This window comes from Pseudomonas sp. GM49, from assembly GCF_000282355.1.
GTDB lineage: Bacteria > Pseudomonadota > Gammaproteobacteria > Pseudomonadales > Pseudomonadaceae > Aquipseudomonas.
In genome coordinates this window covers 1-19,436 of sequence record NZ_AKJL01000099.1, presented here as the reverse complement: position 1 = coordinate 19,436, position 19,436 = coordinate 1, and the positions used below count along the sequence as shown (strand labels likewise).

The window sequence follows — 19,436 nt, the reverse complement described above, 5'->3', positions numbered from 1 at the left end:
TGCCGCCGCAACAGACCGTACAGGAAGGCGAAGTGATCCTCGCCGACAGCCAGCGGCTGATCGCCGAATACCACGAGCGCGGTGACGGCGCGCAAATCCAGATCGCCCTGGCACCGTGCTCGCCGTTCTCGGTGACGCCGGAAATCATGTCGGCCAGTGCCGAATTGGCGAACAAACTCGACGTGCGCCTGCACACCCACCTGGCAGAAACCCTCGACGAAGAAGATTTCTGCCTGCAACGCTTCGGCCTGCGCACCGTGGACTATCTGGACAGTGTCGGCTGGCTCGGCCCGCGTACCTGGCTGGCCCATGGCATCCATTTCAACCCGGATGAAATCGCCCGCCTCGGTGCCGCCGGCACCGGTATTTGCCATTGCCCGAGTTCCAACATGCGCCTGGCCTCGGGCATCTGCCCGAGCATCGAGTTGACCGATGCCGGTGCCTTGCTTGGCCTGGGCGTGGACGGTTCGGCGTCCAACGATGCCTCGAACATGATGCTCGAAGCGCGCCAGGCGCTGTACATCCAGCGCCTGCGCTACGGCGCCGAGAAGATCACCCCGGAACGCGTGCTCGGCTGGGCGACCAAAGGCTCGGCCAGCCTGCTGGGTCGTACCGATATCGGCGAGTTGGCAGTAGGCAAGCAGGCTGATCTGGCCCTGTTCAAGCTCGATGAACTGCGCTTCTCCGGCAGCCATGATCCGGTCTCGGCGTTGCTGCTGTGTGGTGCTGATCGCGCGGATCGAGTGATGGTCGGCGGCAAGTGGCGGGTGATCGACGGGCAGGTCGAAGGGCTGGATCTGAAGGGCTTGATTGCCGATCACAGCCAGGCGGCGCGACAGTTGATCGCTGGAACCTGATACAACACCGATTAAAACTGTGGGAGCGGGCTTGCTCGCGAAGGCGGTATTTCAGTCACTGACGATGTCGACTGACACTCCGCTTTCGCGAGCAGGCTCGCACACATTGGTTTTGTGGAGGGTCAAGGCCATCTGGATTGGCGCACCAGTGGATGGCAACTGTGCAAGGACATGCACTGTTATCGGACCTCAAGGACCTGCCGCGAGCCTGCTCGCGATGGCAACGCCGCGGCTTCAAGTTTTGTTGTGCTGTTGGTCAGCAGTTTGCATAGCCCTGTGCAGGCGCAAGAGACCAGCCAATCTCACAACAAAACGGAGTCAAAATTCATGCATAACCGTCCGCTGACGAAGCTGCTTTGCGCCGTTGCGTCGGCCATCGGCCTGAGCGCCTGCCTGACTGCCAGTGCCTACGCCCCGCTGATCGATCAGGGCGTGGACGTGGTGTTCCAGCACACCGACAGCCCGGCGCCGATCCATGCCGCCGAACGTCGCAGCGTCTATGCCGTGGGCTACGCTTCGGACATGGCGTACTTCGGGCCGAAAGCCGTGCTGACCTCCATCGTCAATGACTGGAAGTCCCTGGACTACCGGGACGGATTGTCGGACGGCACGGTTGAGCTGTCGATCAGCGACCTGATGCCGGCGACGCAGAAGAGCGAGTGATGAACCGGCCGGTCAGGTTTTACCAATTGTTGCAGCAACCCTCTGTAGAATGGCGACCATTGCACCTGATGAGAAAAGAATCATGTACGACTGGCTGAACGCCCTGCCCAAGGCAGAATTGCACCTGCACCTGGAAGGCTCGCTGGAACCAGAGCTGTTGTTCGCCCTGGCCGAGCGCAACAAGATTGCCCTGCCATGGAACGACGTCGAAACCTTGCGCAAGGCGTACGCCTTCAACAACCTGCAGGAGTTCCTCGACCTGTATTACCGGGGTGCCGATGTGCTGCGCACATCCCAGGACTTCTATGACCTGACCTGGGCCTACCTGCTGCGCTGCAAAGAGCAGAACGTGATTCACACCGAACCGTTCTTCGACCCGCAGACCCACACCGACCGTGGCATCCCGTTCGAAGTGGTGCTTAATGGCATCGCCGCCGCACTGAAAGATGGTGAGCAGCAACTGGGCATCACCAGTGGTTTGATCCTGAGCTTCCTGCGTCACCTGAGTGAAGACGAAGCGCAGAAAACCCTCGACCAGGCGCTGCCGTTCCGCGATGCGTTCGTCGCCGTGGGCCTGGACAGCTCCGAGATGGGCCACCCGCCGAGCAAGTTCCAGCGCGTGTTCGACCGTGCCCGTCACGAAGGCTTCCTGACCGTCGCCCACGCCGGTGAAGAGGGCCCGCCCGAGTACATCTGGGAAGCCATCGACCTGCTGAAGATCCAGCGTATCGACCATGGCGTGCGCGCCATCGAAGACGAACGCCTGATGCAGCGAATCATCGACGAACAGATCCCGCTGACCGTGTGCCCGTTGTCGAACACCAAGCTTTGCGTGTTCGACCACATGTCGCAGCACAACATTCTCGACATGCTGGAGCGTGGCGTGAAAGTGACCGTGAACTCCGATGACCCGGCGTACTTCGGCGGCTATGTCACAGAGAACTTCCATGCGCTGCACACCCACCTGGGCATGACCCAGGACCAAGCCAAACGCCTGGCGCAAAATAGCCTCGATGCGCGCTTGGTGAAACCGTAAGGTTCAGCGCCAAAGCCCGACGGGTGCGAGAGCATTCGCTCCCGCAACGGTGCATTAAAGCGCCAGTTCCAACTCGGTTTCCTGGGCAAAGCGATGAATCTCGCGTTGCCCGGAGGCCGTCACTTGCAAGGCTCGGGAATCGTTGGATAAGCTCAGCCACCCCGACTGCATGAACAGCTGCAACAGTGCCGCGCCGAGCGAGCCGCCCATATGCGGGCGTCTCTCGCTCCAGTCAGGACACGCGCAGGCAACCCTGCCGTTGTGATGGGCCAGCGCCTGGATGAACACGCCCCGTGCCGCCAACTCCGTCGCGCCTTTGAGCGTGACCGTGACCCGCTGATCAAACTGTTCGATCCAGCCTGCCTCCAGCAGTCGCTGATACAGATCGGCGGACAGGGTGCCCCCCAAGTGATCGTCGCACAGTCGGGCACTCAACAATGGCGAACGCACCGCCCGGGGTTTGACGAGATACGCATTGCGCTTGAATACGTCCGCAATATCCTGGGGGGCGCTGGCGAAGGTCGCGCTGGCCAGTGCTTCGATTGCCGCCCCGACCTCGGGAGCGGCCAAGCGGAAGAAGCGTTTGCGGCCGCGGCTTTCAACCCTCAACAGACCTCCAGCGGACAAACGTCCCAGGTGTGCACTGGCCGAAGACGGTGACAGGCCGGCCAGCAGTGCCAACTCTTCGGTTGTTCGCGCCGAACAATCCATCAAGGCCCACATCATTGCGCTGCGCTTTGGGTCAGCCAGCAATGTGGCGATCTTGCTGATGCAAGGTGCATATTCCATGTATTCACTCCCTGTTGAATCGTTTCGTCTACTGCCCAGAGACATCTTGACCAGTAGTGTGTCGTCGGCCAATCCGAGGAAACTGCCATAAACCTGGCAACGCCTTGTTCATACATTGGCGCTGTCTGGCCGATGGTGCGAAGGCCAGAAGGATGACCATGCAGCCGGGCCGACTCGAACGTGGACCCGCCATTGGAGGGATCGACGCTACTTACATGATGAGGGCGCTAGTATATGCGGGTTGGTCGGCGGATCCTTTCCACCGTCCGGAATAGGTGGTGATCGTTCCTGAGAGAAATTTCTCTTTTTTCGTGCGACTAATGATCGATTTCCGGAAAGCCCGGAAATTGACTGCTCAAAAGGGCGCATTTTCTGGCAAGCATTTCACGCAACAGGTTCACCGGCTTACTCAATTGTGCGCGATGGGCGCACAACAGATTCAACGGTGCGCGCTCACAGAGCAGCTCCGGCAACAGCACCTTCAAGCGGCCGGCCAGTACATCGGCAGCCACATCGAGCCAGGATTTGTAAGCGATCCCGGCACCTGCCACGGCCCAAAGGCGCACGACATCGGCATCGTCACTGAAGCGATCGCCGCTGACGGTCAGGCTGACTTCGCGTTTGCCGTCGTGAAAACTCCAATGATCGTGGACCCGGCTGCCGAGCATGTACAACAGGCAATTGTGCTGTGCCAGTTGCTCCAGATGCCGCGGCTCGCCATGACTTGCCAGATAGCCGGGAGCGGCGCACAACACCCGGCGGTTCTGCGGGGCTATGGGCAGTGCCACCAGGCTGGAGTCCTCCGGCTCACCGTAGCGCAGGGCAATGTCTACCGGTTGGCGAAACAGGTCGGCGATGCGGTCACCCAGCAGCAAGCGTACGGTCAGTTGCGGATGCTCGCGTTGAAACTCGTCGAGCCAGGGCAACAGCAAATTGCGGCCAAAGTCCGATGGTGCCGACAGTTGCAGAACCCCGCTGACCTGGTCCTGACCACTGGCCAGCAATCGCCGGCCCTCGTCCAGATTGCTCAGTGCCGCGCGGGCGTACTCGAGAAAGCCCTCGCCTTCGGCGGTCAGGCGCAGGCTTCGGGTCGAACGGGCCAACAAACGGGCGCCGAGCTGTTGTTCGATGCGTTTGAGCGCCGCACTGGCCACCGCCGCCGACATGTCCATGCCCCGCGCGGCGGCGGACAGACTGCCCAGGTCCGCCGCCCGGACAAACAACTGTAAGTCATCGAAACGCAGCATCAAGAGCACCGATTATCAAAAAAATATTGAAAGAGACTGCTCTTTTAGCCGGTTTTATCTTCAGGAGAAATAGCCAATCATCTCCCCCATCGAATCTCTTCTTTATCAGTGTTCAGGAGCCGCCCATGAAAGCCATTGCCTACTACACCTCGTTGCCAATCAGTGACGACAAGGCTCTGCAAGACATCGAGCTGCCGGAGCCGGTTACCGGCCCCCGCGACTTGCTGGTGGAAGTCAAAGCCATCTCGGTCAACCCGGTGGATACCAAGGTGCGCCAGAACGTCCAGCCCGAAGGCGGTGCGGCCAAGGTGCTGGGCTGGGACGTGGCTGGCGTGGTCAAGGCCGTGGGCAGTGAGGTGACGCTGTTCTCGGTCGGCGACAAGGTGTTTTACGCCGGCTCCATCGCCCGTGCGGGCGGCAACAGCGAATTGCATGTGGTGGACGAACGCATCGTCGGCCACATGCCGAAGACCCTTGGTTTCGCCGAGGCCGCCGCCCTGCCGCTCACCGCGATCACGGCCTGGGAACTGTTGTTCGAACGCCTGCAAGTGCGCGAAGGCAAAACCGACGAAGGCCAGAGCCTGTTGATCGTCGGCGCGGCAGGTGGCGTGGGTTCGATTCTCACGCAGCTGGCTCACCAGTTGACTGCCCTGAAGGTCATCGGCACCGCTTCGCGTGCGCAGACCCAAAGCTGGGTGAAGGAGCTGGGTGCCGATCTGGTGATCGATCATGGCCAGCCACTGAGCGAAGCACTCAAGCGGGCCGGTGTGGATCAAGTCACCCACGTCGCCAGTCTGACCCAGACCGACCAGCACCTGGACCAACTGGTCGAGGCATTGGCGCCCCAAGGCAAGCTGGCGCTGATCGATGACCCCAAGTCGCTGGACGTGACAAAGCTCAAGCGCAAGAGCTTGTCGCTGCACTGGGAGTTCATGTACACCCGTTCACTGTTTGAAACCGCGGACATGATCGAGCAGCACAACCTGCTCAATCGCGTCGCCTGGCTGATCGATGCCGGGACCCTGAAAACCACGGTGGGCGAACACTTCGGCACGATCAATGCCGCCAATTTGCGCCGTGCCCATGCCCTGCTGGAAAGCGGCAAGGCCAAGGGCAAGATTGTGCTGGAAGGGTTCTGAAGCGCTGAAAAAAACCATCGCTGATTTCATCGCCTACTGCTGTTTTCCATCTGCGGCCGGTAAGTCCCGGTCGCAGACAGCCCCCTGTGGGCCCCTCGCAAATCCGTGTTTTTTTTAGTTACAAACCGTCAGTCCGACAGTTGATCCTTGTCACAATGGTGCTCGTATTCAGGACTACAATCGAATCTCCTGCGAGACAGTCTTTTGCGTAACGTCTTTTACGAGAGGTGATCAGTTGTGAAGATCCTGATAAAAGAATTGGCAAAATCCCAGTGGCAAGTCCGTCTTGACCAGCATGCGGTGACGTTCCGCAGCGAAGCAGAAGCTCGCGCTTTCACGCGTACCCTCGAAGCCCGCATCCAGGCCCCTCACCCGATACCCGTCCTCCACCCGCAGCGTGCTGCCGGCTGATACCGGCCTCAAACCTGGGCTTGCGCCAGCGCCCGGGCATTTTGCAAACGCCGGGTAAGCACCGCAGCGCTCACCACCAGAATTCCACACAGGCTGATGACCATGGCCATCGGCACGGCGCTGCCGTCGTGCAAAACGCCCACCAGCGCGGAGGCTCCGGCGGCCACGCTGAACTGCAGGCAACCGAGCAGCGCCGATGCGCTGCCGGCCCGTGCGCCCTGCCCGCTCATTGCGCAGGCTGCGGCGTTGGGGCTGATGCAACCGAGGCTGGAAATACAGATGAACAATGGAATCAGTAGCGGCCACAGGTGGGCCGTGTGCAGAGAGCTGACAGCGAGCAGGGTCAGACCGGCCGCGAGATAAACCCACACCGCGCGCGCCAGCAAGAATGTCGGGCCACGTTTGGCCAGCAGACGCGCGTTGACCTGCGCCACCAGAATGAAGCCCGCCGCATTGGTGCCGAACAACCAGCCAAAATGCTCGGCCGGAACGCCGTAGAGCTTGATGATGATGAAGGGTGAACCGGCGATGTAGGCAAACATCCCGGCGATGGCGATACCCCCGGTCAAGGCGTGCCCAAGAAATATCGGGTCGGCCAGCAACCGACCGTACTGACGCAGCGCGCCCGACAGCGGTTGGCGCGGTATGTGGGCTGGCAGGCTTTCCGGCAATCCCGTCGCCACCGCCAGCCCCGCCAACGCACTGAACCCGGTCAAGGCCAGGAAGATCGACTGCCAGCCTGTGGTGTTGACCAGCAACCCACCCAGCAATGGCGCGAGGATAGGCGCGAGCCCCATCACCAGCATTAACTGCGAAAAGACTTTCGCCGAGCCCACCGCATCACATTTGTCGCTGACCACCGCCCGGGAAATCACCATGCCCGCGCAGCCACCCAATGCCTGGACGAATCGCGCACCGATCAGCCATTCCAGATTCGGCGCATAGGCGCACGCCACGGAAGCAGCGGTGAACAGGCCGACACCGGTGAGCAACGGAATGCGTCGCCCGAAACGATCCGCCACCGGGCCATAGGCCAACTGACCGATGGACAAGCCGAGGAAATACGCCGCCAACGTCATCTGAACGTGATTTTCGTCCGTGCCGAAGGCCAGTGCCATGGCCGGGAACGCCGGCAGATAGAAATCGATCGCCAGCGGACCGAAAGCGCTCAAGGCGCCGAGAATCAGAATGGTACGGAAGTTCATCAGGCATCCAGTGAGGCAGGAGTCGGCAGCCCGACAGTCTAGCCGCGCATGGACGCCTTGAACATTCCGGTAGCTCGCTAACTATCAAAATCAGGCCAGTTTGACGCCATAACCCTCTTCGCTGATCGCCTCGATCACTTGCTGGGCAGTCAGCGCACTTTCGACACCGACCTCTTTAGCTGCCAGATCGACCCGCACACTGGCCGCCGGGTCTTTGGCCTGGACCGCCTGAGTGATGGCCTTGACGCAGTGACCACAAGACATGCCTTCAACGTTGAACACTTGCATGGGATGACTCCTTTCCGAGGTTTAACCCAGTTTCGAGCTTGCCACCATGGCAAGGTCAAGTTCTGAAGATTGCTGCCGGGCTGGCAATCGACGCGGGGCTCGGCCAAGCTGCGTCCATCAATGACTCGAACTCAGGAGATTCAGCCATGCGCTGGTCGGTTTTCAGCCTGTTTGGCTTTCTCAGCCTTTTCGCCGCCGTGCCTTCGGTCAATGCTACCGGTCAGGAATATGGCGTGCTGATCATTTCCCGCGAGCGCCTGGAAGTCGCGACCAGTTGCGAAATCGGTGTGTACATCCAGGATCAACTGGCGGCGCGGCTGTTTCAGGAACAGAGCACCTCGTTCAACCTGCCGCCGGGCAAAGTGTCGCTGCGCCTCAAATTGCTGCCGGGCCAGGTGCCGGGTTGCAATCCGGGCATGCTCGCGCCGGGTTCGCAGGATATCCAGCTCAAGGCCGGGGATGTGCTCAAGTACCGGATCGCGATGACGCAGGAAGGGATGTACCTGAAGCGCGCAGGGCTCGGCTACTAACACTCCGTCCCTGTAGGAGCGAGCTTGCTCGCGAAAAACGTCCAGACAACGCGTACATTCAGAAACCCAGCGTTACCGTTGGCGTTCATCGCGAGCAAGCTCGCTCCTACAGGGGATCAGCGGTGGGTATAAGATTGGCACTTGACCTTGCCAGCATGGCAAGGTTGATCCTGTGGTCATCTACTACAGGGAGTGCGACCGATGTCCGAATCCACCACGTTCGACCTGCCGATTGCCGGCATGACCTGCGCCAGTTGCGCCGGACGTGTCGAGCGCGCCTTGAGCAAAGTCATTGGCGCCAGTGCCGTCAGCGTCAACCTCGCCACTGAACAAGCGCGGGTGCAAGCGCCCAGCGACAGTCTGCCGGCCCTGATGGATGCCGTGGCCAAGGCCGGCTACAGCGTGCCGCAGCAGAGCCTGGAATTGAGCATCGACGGCATGACCTGCGCGTCCTGCGTCGGTCGCATCGAGCGCGCGCTGGCCAAGGTTGCGGGAGTGAAAAGCGTCAGCGTCAACCTGGCCAACGAACGCGCCCACCTTGAACTGCTCGGCCAGATCGATCCGCAAACCTTGATCGCAGCGGTGGCCAAGGCTGGCTACACCGCCACCGCCTGGGAAACCGAACACCCACCCACCGACAATCAGCAACAGCGCCTGCATCGCGAACGCCTGGCCTTGATCATCGCCATTACCCTCGCCTTGCCGCTGGTATTGCCGATGCTGCTACAGCCATTCGGCGTGCACTGGATGCTCCCGGCCTGGGTGCAGTTCGCCTTGGCCACGCCGGTGCAATTCATCTTCGGCGCACGGTTTTACGTCGCCGCGTGGAAAGCCGTGCGCGCCGGGGCCGGCAACATGGATTTGCTGGTGGCCTTGGGCACCAGCGCCGGTTATGGCTTGAGCCTGTACGAATGGGCCACCGCCGCCGGGCGCATGCCGCATCTGTATTTCGAAGCCTCGGCGGTGGTGATCGCCCTGGTGCTGCTGGGCAAGTACCTGGAAAGCCGCGCCAAGCGCCAGACCGCCAGCGCCATCCGCGCCCTCGAAGCTTTGCGCCCGGAACGGGCGATTCAGGTAATCGATGGCCACGAACAGGAAGTCGCTATCAGCGCCCTGCGCCTCAATGATCTGGTAATGGTCAAACCCGGCGAACGCTTTCCGGTGGACGGCGAAGTGCTTGAAGGCCAGAGCCACGCCGACGAAGCCCTGATCAGTGGTGAAAGCCTGCCGGTGCCCAAGCAGCCCGGCGACAAAGTCACCGGCGGTGCTATCAACGGTGAAGGCCGGTTGCTCGTGCGTACCCAGGCCCTCGGTGCGGAAACCGTGCTGGCGCGGATCATCCGGCTGGTGGAAGAGGCCCAGGCCGCAAAAGCGCCGATCCAGAAACTGGTGGATAAAGTCAGCCAGGTATTCGTGCCTGTCGTGCTGTTGATTGCCCTGGCAACCCTGATCGGCTGGTGGCTGTATGGTGCGCCGATGGAAACCGCACTGATCAACGCCGTGGCGGTGCTGGTGATCGCCTGTCCGTGCGCCCTGGGCCTGGCCACACCGACGGCGATCATGGCCGGCACCGGCGTGGCGGCACGCTACGGGATTCTGATCAAGGACGCCGAAGCACTGGAACGTGCCCATGAAGTCAGCGCAGTGGTGTTCGACAAAACCGGCACCCTGACCTCCGGCGCCCCGCGCATCGCTCATCTGAGTGCCATCGACGGTGATGAAGCCAGCCTGCTGCAATTGGCCGGCGCCCTGCAACGCGGGAGCGAGCATCCGCTGGCCAAGGCTGTTCTGGATGCTTGTGCCGAACGCCATTTGACGGTGGCCGATGTCAGCGACAGCCAGTCCCTGACCGGGCGCGGTATCGCCGGCAGTCTCGAGGGCCGTCGTCTGGCCCTGGGCAATCGGCGCCTGCTGGAGGACAACGGCTTGAACGCCGGGCCGTTGGCCGACTCGGCGATCGCGTGGGAAAGCGAAGGCCGGACCTTGTCCTGGCTGATCGAACAAAAACCCGAACCACGCGTGTTGGGTCTGTTCGCCTTCGGTGACACCCTCAAGCCCGGCGCGCTGCAAGCGGTGCAACAACTGAGCGCGCGGAACATCAGCAGCCACCTGCTGACCGGCGACAATCGCGGCAGCGCCAATGTAGTGGCCAAGGCGCTGGGCATCCACGATGTGCATGCCGAAGTGTTGCCGGCGGACAAAGCCGTCACGGTCGCCGCATTGAAAGAAACCGGTGTGGTGGCGATGGTCGGCGACGGCATCAATGACGCCCCGGCACTGGCCGCCGCCGATATCGGTATCGCCATGGGCGGCGGCACCGACGTCGCCATGCACGCGGCCGGCATCACCCTGATGCGCGGCGATCCGCGACTGGTACCGGCAGCGCTGGAGATCAGCCGCAAGACCTACGCGAAGATTCGGCAGAACCTGTTCTGGGCCTTCGTCTATAACCTGATCGGCATTCCGCTGGCAGTGTTTGGCGTGCTCAACCCGGTGCTGGCCGGTGCGGCCATGGCGTTGTCGAGCGTCAGCGTGGTGAGCAATGCGCTACTGTTGAAAACCTGGAAACCCAAGGACCTGGAGGACAACCGATGAACATTGGCCAAGCGGCCCGCCACAGCGGCCTGAGCGCAAAGATGATCCGTTATTACGAATCCATCGGTCTGCTCAAGGCGGCCCATCGCACCGACAGCGGTTACCGGGTGTACGGCGATGATGACCTGCACACGCTGGCGTTCATCAAGCGCTCCCGGGACCTGGGGTTTTCCCTGGAAGAAGTCGGCAAGTTGCTGACCCTCTGGCAAGACCGCCAGCGCGCCAGCGCCGATGTGAAGGCTCTGGCCCGGCAGCACATCGATGAGTTGAACCAGAAGATCCGTGAGCTGGGGCAGTTGCGCGATACATTGCAGGATCTGGTTGAGCACTGTCAGGGCGATCATCGGCCGGACTGTCCGATTCTGAAGAATCTTGAGTCGGGGTGCTGTGCCGAACCAGCTCCGGCCTGATGCATTGATGCCGGCTGTACCGACGCCATCGCGGGCAAGCCCGCTCCCACAGGTCCAGTGGTGTCCATGTGGGAGCGGGCTTGCCCGCGAAGGCGGACTGTCAGACGACATTGATGATGAATCTGTAACCCACAAAAAACCCGGCCGAAGCCGGGTTTTTCAGCCGATCACTGCATCCACGGTGGAGGCGGTTCTTCGGTTTTGCCCGGCGGCGCATCGTCCGCCGCGCGTGCCGCTTGCTTGCGTTCTTCATCCAGGCGCGCGGCCTCGATTTCGCGCATGATTCCGCCCACGTCGGCCAGTTCTTCCGTGTCGGCGAACTCGCCGGTCAGGATGCTGGTCGGGTGCAAGGTGCCGGCCTCGTACAAGGCCCACATTTCCTTGGCGTATTTGGTTTTCTTCAACTCCGGTGCAAACCGCCCGAAGTAGGACGCCATGTTGCCCACGTCGCGCTCCAGCATGCTGAATGCGTGGTTGTTGCCCGCCGCATCCACCGCCTGCGGCAGGTCGATGATCACCGGGCCGGTTGGCGTCAGCAGCACGTTGAACTCGGACAGGTCGCCGTGCACCAGGCCAGTACACAGCATCAGCACGATCTGGGAAATCAGAAACGCGTGATACTCGCGGGCCTGATCCGGCTCCAGCACCACATCGTTCAGACGCGGCGCGGCATCACCGTACTCGTCGGCCACCAGCTCCATGAGCAGCACGCCTTCAAGGAAGTCATACGGCTTGGGCACCCGCACACCGGCATTGGCCAGGCGGAACAACGCCGCCACTTCGGCGTTCTGCCAGGCGTCCTCGGTTTCCTTGCGGCCAAACTTCGAGCCCTTGGCCATCGCCCGGGCCTGACGGCTGTTGCGCACCTTGCGGCCTTCCTGATACTCGGCCGCCTGACGAAAACTGCGTTTGTTCGCCTCCTTGTAGACCTTCGCGCAACGTAACTGGTTACCGCAGCGCACCACATAAACAGCTGCTTCTTTACCACTCATGAGTGGGCGCAGCACCTCGTCGACCAGACCGTCCTCGATCAGGGGTTCAATGCGTTTTGGAGTCTTCATCAGCTTTTATTGTGGGTCCTTTATTACCAAACACGCGAAAGTCATTCGTTATACGGCAATCCACTCACCGGGGGGAGGGGTTGCCGACTTATGATCATTGCAGAAGCACACAATGTGCCGATTTCATCGGATAAAACCGACGACCGCCACGGATCGTTCCAGATCATAGCCGAGCCTGCGTCACTTGTTGTGCAAGGGCATAGAGGGCAATTGCGACAGAAGCTGACTCCACAGTTCGTACCTTCCGTAGGATTTTTCCCAACAGGCCTCAATTTCCTCCGACAACAGCCGAAGTCCTTAGTGACAAAGTGATTTGTCCGACAATCGCTGCCACAACAAAAGCGATGCCGCACTCAAGGACCCGGGTTGACCAAGAACGTTTACGGCTGCCAATAAACCGCGAGTCATCTGCACTGCGTGGGCCTACAAGAAAATCTGGAGCGCGGATGAACATCAAACAGAAGTTGACCTGGGCGTTTGCAATCATCGCCTGCCTGCCCGTGGTGCTGGTCGCCACCCTCGTTGTGCTGAACCTGCGCAGTGATGCCAGGGACGAATTCATCGACGGCAGTGCCCGCGAGATTCGTCAGGTCAGCAATGCCATGCAATTGTTCTTTGACGGCATCAGCCAGAACGTCGATTACCTGGCCAGGCAGCCGTTGATCCGAAACTCCGACGACAGCCTCAAGACCTACATGGCCGCCAACGCCGAGAGCATCCCTCAGGGTGAGGCGGACAAAAAAGTCTTCACTCTGCTCCAGGACCTTGGCAACAGCCACCCGGCCTACGCCTATGCGATCCTCGGCACGGCGGCGGGCGGTTACGTGTCGTGGCCGGATGATCCGAAGCTGAGCAACTACGATCCGCGCCAGCGCCCCTGGTACAAGGCCGCCCAGGCCAAACCGGGCAAGCCGTTCCGCACCGAGGCCTACTACTGGGCCCAGGATGACGCGACCTACGTCAGCACCGTGCGCACCATCGACAACAAGCTGGGCACCAACGGTGGCGTGGTCAGCATCGACGTGACGCTCAAGCAGCTCACCGAAATCGTCAAACAGATCAAGCTCGGTGAAACCGGCTACCTGATGCTGCTGGAAAACACCGGCACGGTCCTGGTGGATCCGAAACAACCGGAACACAACTTCAAACCGCTGAACAGCCTGGGCGACGGCTACGCGCAACTGGCCAAGGCCGGCAAGGGCCTGGTGGAAGTGGAGTTGAACGGCGAGCGCTACATGGCCAACGTCTGGCCGTCGGAGCAACTGGGCTGGACCTTCATCGGCCTGATCAAACAGAACGATGTGATGAGTTCCGCGACCCAGTTGACCTGGTTGATCGCCATCATCGCCGCCGTTCTGGCCGTCGTCTTCGCCATCGTCGGCGCCAGTTTTGCCAGCCTCATCGTGCGTCCGATCCGCAGCGTGGCCAGCGGCCTGGAAGGCATCGCCCAAGGCGAAGGCGACCTGACCCAGAACCTGCAAATCCGTGGCAACGACGAAACAGCGCAGCTGGCCAACTGGTTCAACCAGTTCCTGACCGCGATTCGCAACCTGATCCAGAACATCGGCGGTGCGGCGGGCAAGATCCTCGCCACGTCCAAGAGCTCGACCCAGGTTTCCAGCGACATGGCCGAAGCCGCCGGACGCCAGCGTGAAGCGGTGGACATGGTCTCCACGGCGTTCCACGAAATGGTCGCCACCGCCAACGAAGTCGCGCGCTCTTGCAGTCAGGCTGCGGAGTCTGCCGACAGTGGCCAGCGCCAGGCGCGCGAAGGTCAGCAGCAGATCGATGCGGCGGTGAACAGCGTGGATCGCCTGAGCCAGGAAATCGAACAGTCGGCCCAGTCGATGCAACAGCTCGAACGCGACAGTAACGACATTCAGTCGATCCTCGGGACCATCCGTTCGATCGCTGAACAGACCAACCTGCTGGCATTGAACGCCGCTATCGAAGCGGCCCGGGCCGGTGAACAGGGTCGCGGTTTTGCCGTGGTGGCCGATGAAGTTCGAGCCCTGGCCAAACGCACGGCCGACTCCACGGCGGAAATCGACGGACTGCTGGGCAACCTGGCCAAACGCACCAGCCAGGTGACCCAACAGATGCACGCCAGTCTGGAGGTGTCCCAGCAATCGGTGACGCGCATCGGTGAGGCGCGCAACAGCTTCGGGCAGATCCGCGAGTCGGTGGACGTGATCCGCGACATGAATACCCAGATCGCCACGGCGGCGGAACAACAGCATCAAGTGGCCGAAGACATCAATCGGCACATCAGCCAGATCCATGGCGATGCGCAGTTGGTGGCGGAACTGGCCAACTCGGCGCGCCTGGATTCCCAGAGCCTGGCCGGGTTGTCGAATGAGCTGGACGGGTTGGTGCGCCGGTTTCGGACCTGATTTGCAAACTCACCACTAAACCCTGTGGGAGCGAGCTTGCTCGCGATGAGGATGGTTAATCCAACATAGATGTTGGCTGACACTCCGCCATCGCGAGCAAGCTCGCTCCCACAGTTGTTTTTACTCAGCGTTCGATGATCGCAGTCACACCCTGCCCGCCCGCCGCGCAAATCGAAATCAGTCCCCGCCCCTTACCCGCCGCATCCAGCAACTTCGCCAGGTTGGCGACGATGCGCCCGCCAGTAGCGGCAAACGGATGCCCCGCCGCCAGTGAACTGCCCTTGACGTTGAGCTTGCTGCGATCAATCGAGCCCAACGCCGTCTCGAGGCCGAGACGGGTTTTGCAATATTCCGGATCTTCCCAGGCCTTCAACGTGCACAGCACTTGCGCGGCGAAGGCTTCATGGATTTCGTAGTAGTCGAAGTCCTGCAAGGTCAGGCCATTGCGTGCCAGCAAACGCGGCACGGCGTAGACCGGTGCCATCAACAACCCTTCCGCGCCGTTGACGAAATCCACCGCCGCCGCCTCGCCGTCGCGCCAGTAGGCAAGAATCGGTAACCCGCGAGCCTTGGCCCATTCTTCGCTACCCAGCAGCACCAGTGACGCACCATCGGTCAGTGGCGTGGAGTTGCCTGCGGTCAGGGTGCCCTTGGCGCTTTTCTCGTAGGCCGGTTTGAGCGCGGCGAGCTTTTCCAGAGTCGAATCCGGACGCAAGTTATTGTCGCGGATGAGCCCCAGGAACGGAGTCATCAGGTCGTTGTGCCAGCCTTCGGCGTAGGACGCGGCCAATTTCTGATGACTCTCGAGCGCCAATTGATCCTGGGCTTCGCGAGGGATGTTCCAGGTCTGGGCCATCAACTCGCAATGCTGCCCCATGGACAGCCCGGTACGCGGCTCGCCGTTGCGCGGGAATTCGGGGATCAGATGTTTGGGACGCAATTGCAGGAAGGTTTTCAGTTTGTCGCCGGTGGTTTTCGAGCGATTGGCTTGCAGGAGGATTTTGCGCAGGCCCTCGCTGACGCTGATCGGCGCATCCGAAGTGGTATCCACGCCACCGGCAATGCCGCAGTCGATTTGGCCCAGGGCGATCTTGTTCGCCACCAGCAACGCCGCTTCCAGCCCTGTGCCGCAAGCCTGCTGGATGTCATAGGCCGGGGTGGCAGGCGACAGTCGCGAACCGAGTACGCACTCGCGTGTGAGGTTCATGTCCCGCGACAACTTGAGCACGGCCCCGGCGACCACTTCGCCGATGCGCTGGCCATGCAGGTTGTAGCGTTCGATCAGGCCTTCGAGGGCGGCAGTGAGCATCACCTGGTTACTGGCCGTGGCGTAGGGGCCGTTGGAGCGGGCGAAAGGAATCCGGTTACCGCCAATGATCGCGACGCGGCGCAGTTGGGTCATAAGAGCTCCTTCCAAAATTCAAATGTGAGCAAGGTCCCCCGTGGGAGCGAGCTTGCTCCGGGCGGCGTTCCGACGATAGCGGCCTGTCAGCTACATTGATGTCGACTGACTTATCGCCATCGCGAGCAGGCTCGCTCCTACACCAGCGTAGGCCTTATCTCGTGGATCGAACGACTGATCGCCATTCATGGTCCACACTTTGAGTCCCAGCTTTCGGAGCACGTTCCATGTCTGACCGCTATATCGACTTCGCCAACTCGTCCATCGGCCATCGCCTGGTCGGCGCCCTGGGGCTGCCGGTGCCGACCCGACTGGAGCGCTGGCAAGCAGGTCGACTGCGACCTGTAGAAGGTGCGTTGCTGCTCGGCGGCGGGCCGTTGGCGGAGCAAGTCAGTGCCTTCGCCAACCGCCTGACCGACGCGATCTACAGCTACGGCACCGAGCCTTCGATGGCCACAGCGTGGATTCCCGGCCACGGACCGAAACTCAAGGCCGTGGTGTTCGACGCCAGTGACCTGCTGCACACCGATCAGCTCAAGCAACTGCGCGAGTTTTTCCAGCCACTGATGAAGAACCTCGAACACTGCGCACACCTGGTGATTCTCGGACGCGATCCGCAAACACAGCGCGACCCGTTCGCCGCCAGCGCGCAGCGTGCCCTGGAAGGTTTCAGCCGTTCATTGGCAAAGGAGTTGCGCAGCGGTGGCACCCTGCAGTTGATCTATGTCGGCGAAGGTGCCGAGGCGCAACTGGAAGGCCCGCTGCGGTTTTTCCTCTCGCCCAAAAGCGCCTTCGTGTCCGGACAAGTCATTCGCCTGAATCCGTGCTCGACGCCCGTCAGCGACTGGACACGCCCGCTCGCCGGGCGCAAGGCACTGGTGACCGGCGCGGCGCGAGGCATTGGTGCGGCCATCGCCGAGACCTTGGCCCGCGATGGTGCCGACGTCATCCTGCTCGACGTGCCACCGGCCAAAACCGATCTCGAAGCCCTCGCCGCACGCCTCGGCGGGCGCGGCATCACCCTCGACATCTGCGCCGAAGACGCCGCCACGCAGTTGATCGAACAGTTGCCCGACGGCCTCGACATCGTGGTGCACAACGCTGGCATCACCCGGGATAAAACCCTGGCCAACATGACCCCGGAATTCTGGGACGCGGTACTGGCGGTCAACCTCAACGCGCCGCAAGTGCTGACCAAAGCCCTGCTCGACAGCGGCGCCCTGCACGACAACGGCCGGGTGATTTTGCTGGCATCCATCAGCGGCATCGCCGGCAATCGCGGGCAAACCAATTACGCGGCGAGCAAGGCCGGGCTCATTGGCCTGGCGCAAGCCTGGGCGCCGCTGCTCACCGAGCGCGGCATCAGCATCAACGCCGTGGCGCCGGGGTTCATCGAAACGCAGATGACCGCGCACATTCCCTTCGGCCTGCGCGAAGCCGGACGACGCATGAGCTCGCTTGGCCAGGGCGGCTCGCCACAAGACGTCGCCGAGGCCGTGGCCTGGCTCGCGCAACCGGGCACCGGCGCGTTCACCGGACAAGCGTTGCGCGTTTGCGGGCAAAGCGTTCTGGGGGCTTAAGGATGATCACCGACTGGAGCACACTCAACCGCGAACCTGGCCTGCCGGGGTTGTACGCACGAGCGGCGACACGGCGGAAAATCACTGGCACCCGCCTGCCCGATTCGGGTTTTCGATGCTGGGTCGATGTCGATCCCACGCGCCTGGTGGCCTATCGCAAGGTCTGCGGTTTCGCCGACAACGGCCTGCTGCCGCCGACCTATCCGCATATCCTCGGCTTTGCCTTGCAGATGCAATTGCTCACAGCCAGGGACTTCCCGTTCCCGCTGCTGGGACTGATTCACCTGAGCAATCGCATTCGTGTGCTGCGCCCCATGGGCGGGGTGAGTCGGGTGTGCGTCAGCGTGCAGGTGCATAACCTGCAACCCCACGCCAAAGGCGCGACGTTCGATTTGCTGACCACCCTCGACGATCAGTTGGGACCGTTATGGGAAGAGCAAAGCCGGATGCTCTGTCGCGGCGTCAAACTCGAGGGCGAACCGCTCGAAGAGCATCTGACAAGCAGCCTGGCCCTGACCGAAGTCGAGCACTGGAAAGCGTCCTCGGACATCGGCCGGCAATACGCCAAGGTGTCCGGCGACTACAACCCGATCCACCTGAGCACGGCCAGCGCCCGACTCTTCAGTTTCCCGACCGCCATCGCCCATGGCTTGTGGAACAAGGCGCGCACGCTGGCTGCGCTGGTCGGGCAGCTACCTGCAGCGAATGTCGAGATCGCGGTGCAGTTCAGGAAGCCGGTACGGTTGCCCAGTGAGGTGACGTTGCTGGCCAGTGCGCCGGGACCGAGCGGGGAACTGCAGTTGGTGGGCGCCGGGGATCTGGAGCATATGGTCGGGCACTGGCGGCCGATTGCCTGATCCTGACAAGGCCGATGTCTGTGGCGAGGGAGCTCGCTCCCTCGCCACAAAAGCTCCACGGTCAGTCTTGCGGATCGAGATTATCCAAGGCCCGATTTACCGCCAGCTCACCCAGCATGATCACCTGCGCAATCCCCAGCAGAGTGTTGCGCTGCGAGCCCTCCAGAAACCCCGCAAAATCACTCGCCATCACACTCGCCGACGCCAGCGATTCACAGGCGTGGGCCAGCAGGGTCTCGGTATCGATGTCCGGGGCGATGACGAACATCGTGCTGGGCTTGTGGGTGACAGGTTGCCTGGGTGGATTGAGGTAGTGATCGAGGGCGCGGCTGGCAGCTTCGTGGAGTTTGTTTGAGTGGGGGGATTGATAGGGGGAAACGTCGTCGGTTTCGGGGGGATTTGGGGTGGGTTTGATCATGGTGAAGCTCCATTCTTGAGTTTGGAGTTCGCCATCACTGCGACCAAGCAGAAGGGTGGCGAACCGTACGCAGGTTGGTCGACCAGGGAATGGAAACCCGGCAGGGCCTAGGCCCTCCCACGCACAGCTCGCCATTAGGCAAGCACAAAAATGCCGCTCGCGCGGCACTGTGCGCCATTCTAAACCCGGGCGACCAAACCCGATCACTGATTTTGCAGCGACAGACAAAGGCTAGAGATCGCACTTCCGACGGACAACCTGAAAAACGTGTCGGAGGTTTCCTCGGGATTTGATGAAAATTACACAGGATTGGTCGGCTGACAGGCCGCCATCGCGAGCAAGCTCGCTCCCACAGTTGGGCCGGGTACATCTGAAAGATATTGGTCGGCTGTCAGGTCGCCTTCGCGGGCAAGCCCGCTCCCACAGGTACTCAGTACATCCGAAAGATTTCGATCGGCTGGCAGGCCGCCATCGCGAGCAAGCTCGCTCCCACAGAAGAGCAAAAGCAAGCCGGAGTACACCCACGCTCTTCACCACTCATCAGGCCGAGCGTTA

Annotated in this window: 16 protein-coding genes and 2 pseudogenes; 11 read left to right on the top strand and 7 right to left on the bottom strand. The window is 61.6% G+C overall.

Features of this window, described 5'->3' with window-relative positions:
• From PMI29_RS19350 to PMI29_RS19360, 3 genes and pseudogenes are all read left to right on the top strand, one after another.
• On the top strand, nucleotides 1-857 hold an 857-nt coding region (locus PMI29_RS19350; protein ID WP_007996477.1), incomplete at its 5' end, for an amidohydrolase family protein.
• Nucleotides 858-1,256: 399 nt separating this feature from the next.
• Nucleotides 1,257-1,517, top strand: a pseudogene (locus PMI29_RS33075) (BMP family ABC transporter substrate-binding protein); the annotation flags it as partial.
• A gap of 85 nt (nucleotides 1,518-1,602) precedes the next feature.
• Nucleotides 1,603-2,556, top strand: a complete 954-nt coding sequence (locus tag PMI29_RS19360) for an adenosine deaminase (protein WP_007996475.1) — start codon at nucleotides 1,603-1,605, stop codon at nucleotides 2,554-2,556.
• Between the two features lie 54 nt (nucleotides 2,557-2,610).
• Here PMI29_RS19360 and PMI29_RS19365 read toward each other — a convergent pair whose 3' ends face one another.
• Both PMI29_RS19365 and PMI29_RS19370 read right to left on the bottom strand, forming a co-directional pair.
• On the bottom strand, nucleotides 2,611-3,345 hold the full coding sequence (locus PMI29_RS19365) for an ArsR/SmtB family transcription factor (protein WP_007996474.1): 735 nt from the start codon (nucleotides 3,343-3,345) through the stop codon (nucleotides 2,611-2,613).
• A 317-nt stretch (nucleotides 3,346-3,662) separates the two neighbouring features.
• A complete protein-coding gene (locus tag PMI29_RS19370; protein ID WP_007996472.1) occupies nucleotides 3,663-4,592 on the bottom strand; it encodes a LysR family transcriptional regulator in 930 nt (309 codons plus the stop codon).
• A 125-nt stretch (nucleotides 4,593-4,717) separates the two neighbouring features.
• Here PMI29_RS19370 and PMI29_RS19375 point away from each other — a divergent pair, with 125 nt between their 5' ends.
• A complete protein-coding gene (locus PMI29_RS19375; protein WP_007996471.1) occupies nucleotides 4,718-5,731 on the top strand; it encodes a zinc-binding alcohol dehydrogenase family protein in 1,014 nt (337 codons plus the stop codon).
• Between the two features lie 419 nt (nucleotides 5,732-6,150).
• Here the strand turns inward: PMI29_RS19375 and PMI29_RS19380 are convergent, their stop codons facing one another.
• Together PMI29_RS19380 and PMI29_RS19385 are read right to left on the bottom strand one after the other, a co-directional pair.
• The gene (locus PMI29_RS19380; protein WP_007996468.1) at nucleotides 6,151-7,347 is read right to left on the bottom strand and encodes a multidrug effflux MFS transporter; all 1,197 of its coding nucleotides are present in this window, start codon (nucleotides 7,345-7,347) and stop codon (nucleotides 6,151-6,153) included.
• A 90-nt stretch (nucleotides 7,348-7,437) separates the two neighbouring features.
• Nucleotides 7,438-7,635, bottom strand: a complete 198-nt coding sequence (locus PMI29_RS19385; protein ID WP_007996466.1) for a cation transporter — start codon at nucleotides 7,633-7,635, stop codon at nucleotides 7,438-7,440.
• Between the two features lie 146 nt (nucleotides 7,636-7,781).
• Between PMI29_RS19385 and PMI29_RS19390 the strand changes: the two genes are divergently transcribed.
• The 3 genes from PMI29_RS19390 (at nucleotide 7,782) to cueR (ending at nucleotide 11,170) form a co-directional block, all read left to right on the top strand.
• Nucleotides 7,782-8,165 (top strand): hypothetical protein, encoded by a 384-nt coding sequence (locus PMI29_RS19390; protein ID WP_007996464.1) that lies wholly within the window; start codon nucleotides 7,782-7,784, stop codon nucleotides 8,163-8,165.
• A gap of 201 nt (nucleotides 8,166-8,366) precedes the next feature.
• Nucleotides 8,367-10,760 (top strand): heavy metal translocating P-type ATPase, encoded by a 2,394-nt coding sequence (locus PMI29_RS19395; protein WP_007996462.1) that lies wholly within the window; start codon nucleotides 8,367-8,369, stop codon nucleotides 10,758-10,760.
• Complete coding sequence (cueR, locus tag PMI29_RS19400) at nucleotides 10,757-11,170, top strand: Cu(I)-responsive transcriptional regulator (protein ID WP_007996460.1); 414 nt, start codon at nucleotides 10,757-10,759, stop codon at nucleotides 11,168-11,170. Before PMI29_RS19395 ends, cueR begins: the two co-directional genes overlap by 4 nt.
• 167 nt (nucleotides 11,171-11,337) lie before the next feature.
• Here the strand turns inward: cueR and PMI29_RS19405 are convergent, their stop codons facing one another.
• A complete protein-coding gene (locus PMI29_RS19405; RefSeq protein WP_007996459.1) occupies nucleotides 11,338-12,231 on the bottom strand; it encodes a PA4780 family RIO1-like protein kinase in 894 nt (297 codons plus the stop codon).
• A gap of 344 nt (nucleotides 12,232-12,575) precedes the next feature.
• Here PMI29_RS19405 and PMI29_RS33070 point away from each other — a divergent pair.
• A pseudogene (locus PMI29_RS33070) lies at nucleotides 12,576-13,766 on the top strand (cache domain-containing protein); the annotation flags it as partial.
• Between the two features lie 90 nt (nucleotides 13,767-13,856).
• Nucleotides 13,857-14,624, top strand: a complete 768-nt coding sequence (locus PMI29_RS33065) for a methyl-accepting chemotaxis protein (RefSeq protein WP_371319548.1) — start codon at nucleotides 13,857-13,859, stop codon at nucleotides 14,622-14,624.
• Between the two features lie 124 nt (nucleotides 14,625-14,748).
• Here PMI29_RS33065 and PMI29_RS19415 read toward each other — a convergent pair whose 3' ends face one another.
• A complete protein-coding gene (locus PMI29_RS19415) occupies nucleotides 14,749-16,026 on the bottom strand; it encodes an acetyl-CoA C-acetyltransferase (protein ID WP_007996457.1) in 1,278 nt (425 codons plus the stop codon).
• Between the two features lie 227 nt (nucleotides 16,027-16,253).
• On the opposite strand from PMI29_RS19415, the gene PMI29_RS19420 reads away from it, so the two are divergent.
• Entirely contained in the window at nucleotides 16,254-17,606 is a 1,353-nt protein-coding gene (locus PMI29_RS19420; protein WP_007996456.1) for a 3-oxoacyl-ACP reductase, read from the top strand.
• 2 nt (nucleotides 17,607-17,608) lie between these two features.
• Nucleotides 17,609-18,463, top strand: a complete 855-nt coding sequence (locus PMI29_RS19425; RefSeq protein WP_007996454.1) for a MaoC family dehydratase — start codon at nucleotides 17,609-17,611, stop codon at nucleotides 18,461-18,463.
• Between the two features lie 61 nt (nucleotides 18,464-18,524).
• On the opposite strand, the gene PMI29_RS19430 is transcribed toward PMI29_RS19425, so the two are convergent.
• Nucleotides 18,525-18,881, bottom strand: a complete 357-nt coding sequence (locus tag PMI29_RS19430) for a DUF6124 family protein (RefSeq protein ID WP_007996453.1) — start codon at nucleotides 18,879-18,881, stop codon at nucleotides 18,525-18,527.
• Nucleotides 18,882-19,436: the final 555 nt, after the last annotated feature.

Bases quoted from the DNA above. Each gene is read 5' to 3' on its own strand.
- PMI29_RS19395 (WP_007996462.1), top strand. From the start codon at position 8,367: ATGTCCGAATCCACCACGTTCGACCTGCCGATTGCCGGCATGACCTGC.
- cueR (WP_007996460.1), top strand. From the start codon at position 10,757: ATGAACATTGGCCAAGCGGCCCGCCACAGCGGCCTGAGCGCAAAGATG.
- PMI29_RS19380 (WP_007996468.1), bottom strand. From the start codon at position 7,347: ATGAACTTCCGTACCATTCTGATTCTCGGCGCCTTGAGCGCTTTCGGT.
- PMI29_RS19405 (WP_007996459.1), bottom strand. From the start codon at position 12,231: ATGAAGACTCCAAAACGCATTGAACCCCTGATCGAGGACGGTCTGGTC.
- PMI29_RS19375 (WP_007996471.1), top strand. From the start codon at position 4,718: ATGAAAGCCATTGCCTACTACACCTCGTTGCCAATCAGTGACGACAAG.
- PMI29_RS19365 (WP_007996474.1), bottom strand. From the start codon at position 3,345: ATGGAATATGCACCTTGCATCAGCAAGATCGCCACATTGCTGGCTGAC.
- PMI29_RS19415 (WP_007996457.1), bottom strand. From the start codon at position 16,026: ATGACCCAACTGCGCCGCGTCGCGATCATTGGCGGTAACCGGATTCCT.
- PMI29_RS19425 (WP_007996454.1), top strand. From the start codon at position 17,609: ATGATCACCGACTGGAGCACACTCAACCGCGAACCTGGCCTGCCGGGG.
- PMI29_RS19420 (WP_007996456.1), top strand. From the start codon at position 16,254: ATGTCTGACCGCTATATCGACTTCGCCAACTCGTCCATCGGCCATCGC.
- PMI29_RS19360 (WP_007996475.1), top strand. From the start codon at position 1,603: ATGTACGACTGGCTGAACGCCCTGCCCAAGGCAGAATTGCACCTGCAC.
- PMI29_RS19430 (WP_007996453.1), bottom strand. From the start codon at position 18,881: ATGATCAAACCCACCCCAAATCCCCCCGAAACCGACGACGTTTCCCCC.
- PMI29_RS19370 (WP_007996472.1), bottom strand. From the start codon at position 4,592: ATGCTGCGTTTCGATGACTTACAGTTGTTTGTCCGGGCGGCGGACCTG.
- PMI29_RS33065 (WP_371319548.1), top strand. From the start codon at position 13,857: ATGGCCGAAGCCGCCGGACGCCAGCGTGAAGCGGTGGACATGGTCTCC.
- PMI29_RS19385 (WP_007996466.1), bottom strand. From the start codon at position 7,635: ATGCAAGTGTTCAACGTTGAAGGCATGTCTTGTGGTCACTGCGTCAAG.
- PMI29_RS19390 (WP_007996464.1), top strand. From the start codon at position 7,782: ATGCGCTGGTCGGTTTTCAGCCTGTTTGGCTTTCTCAGCCTTTTCGCC.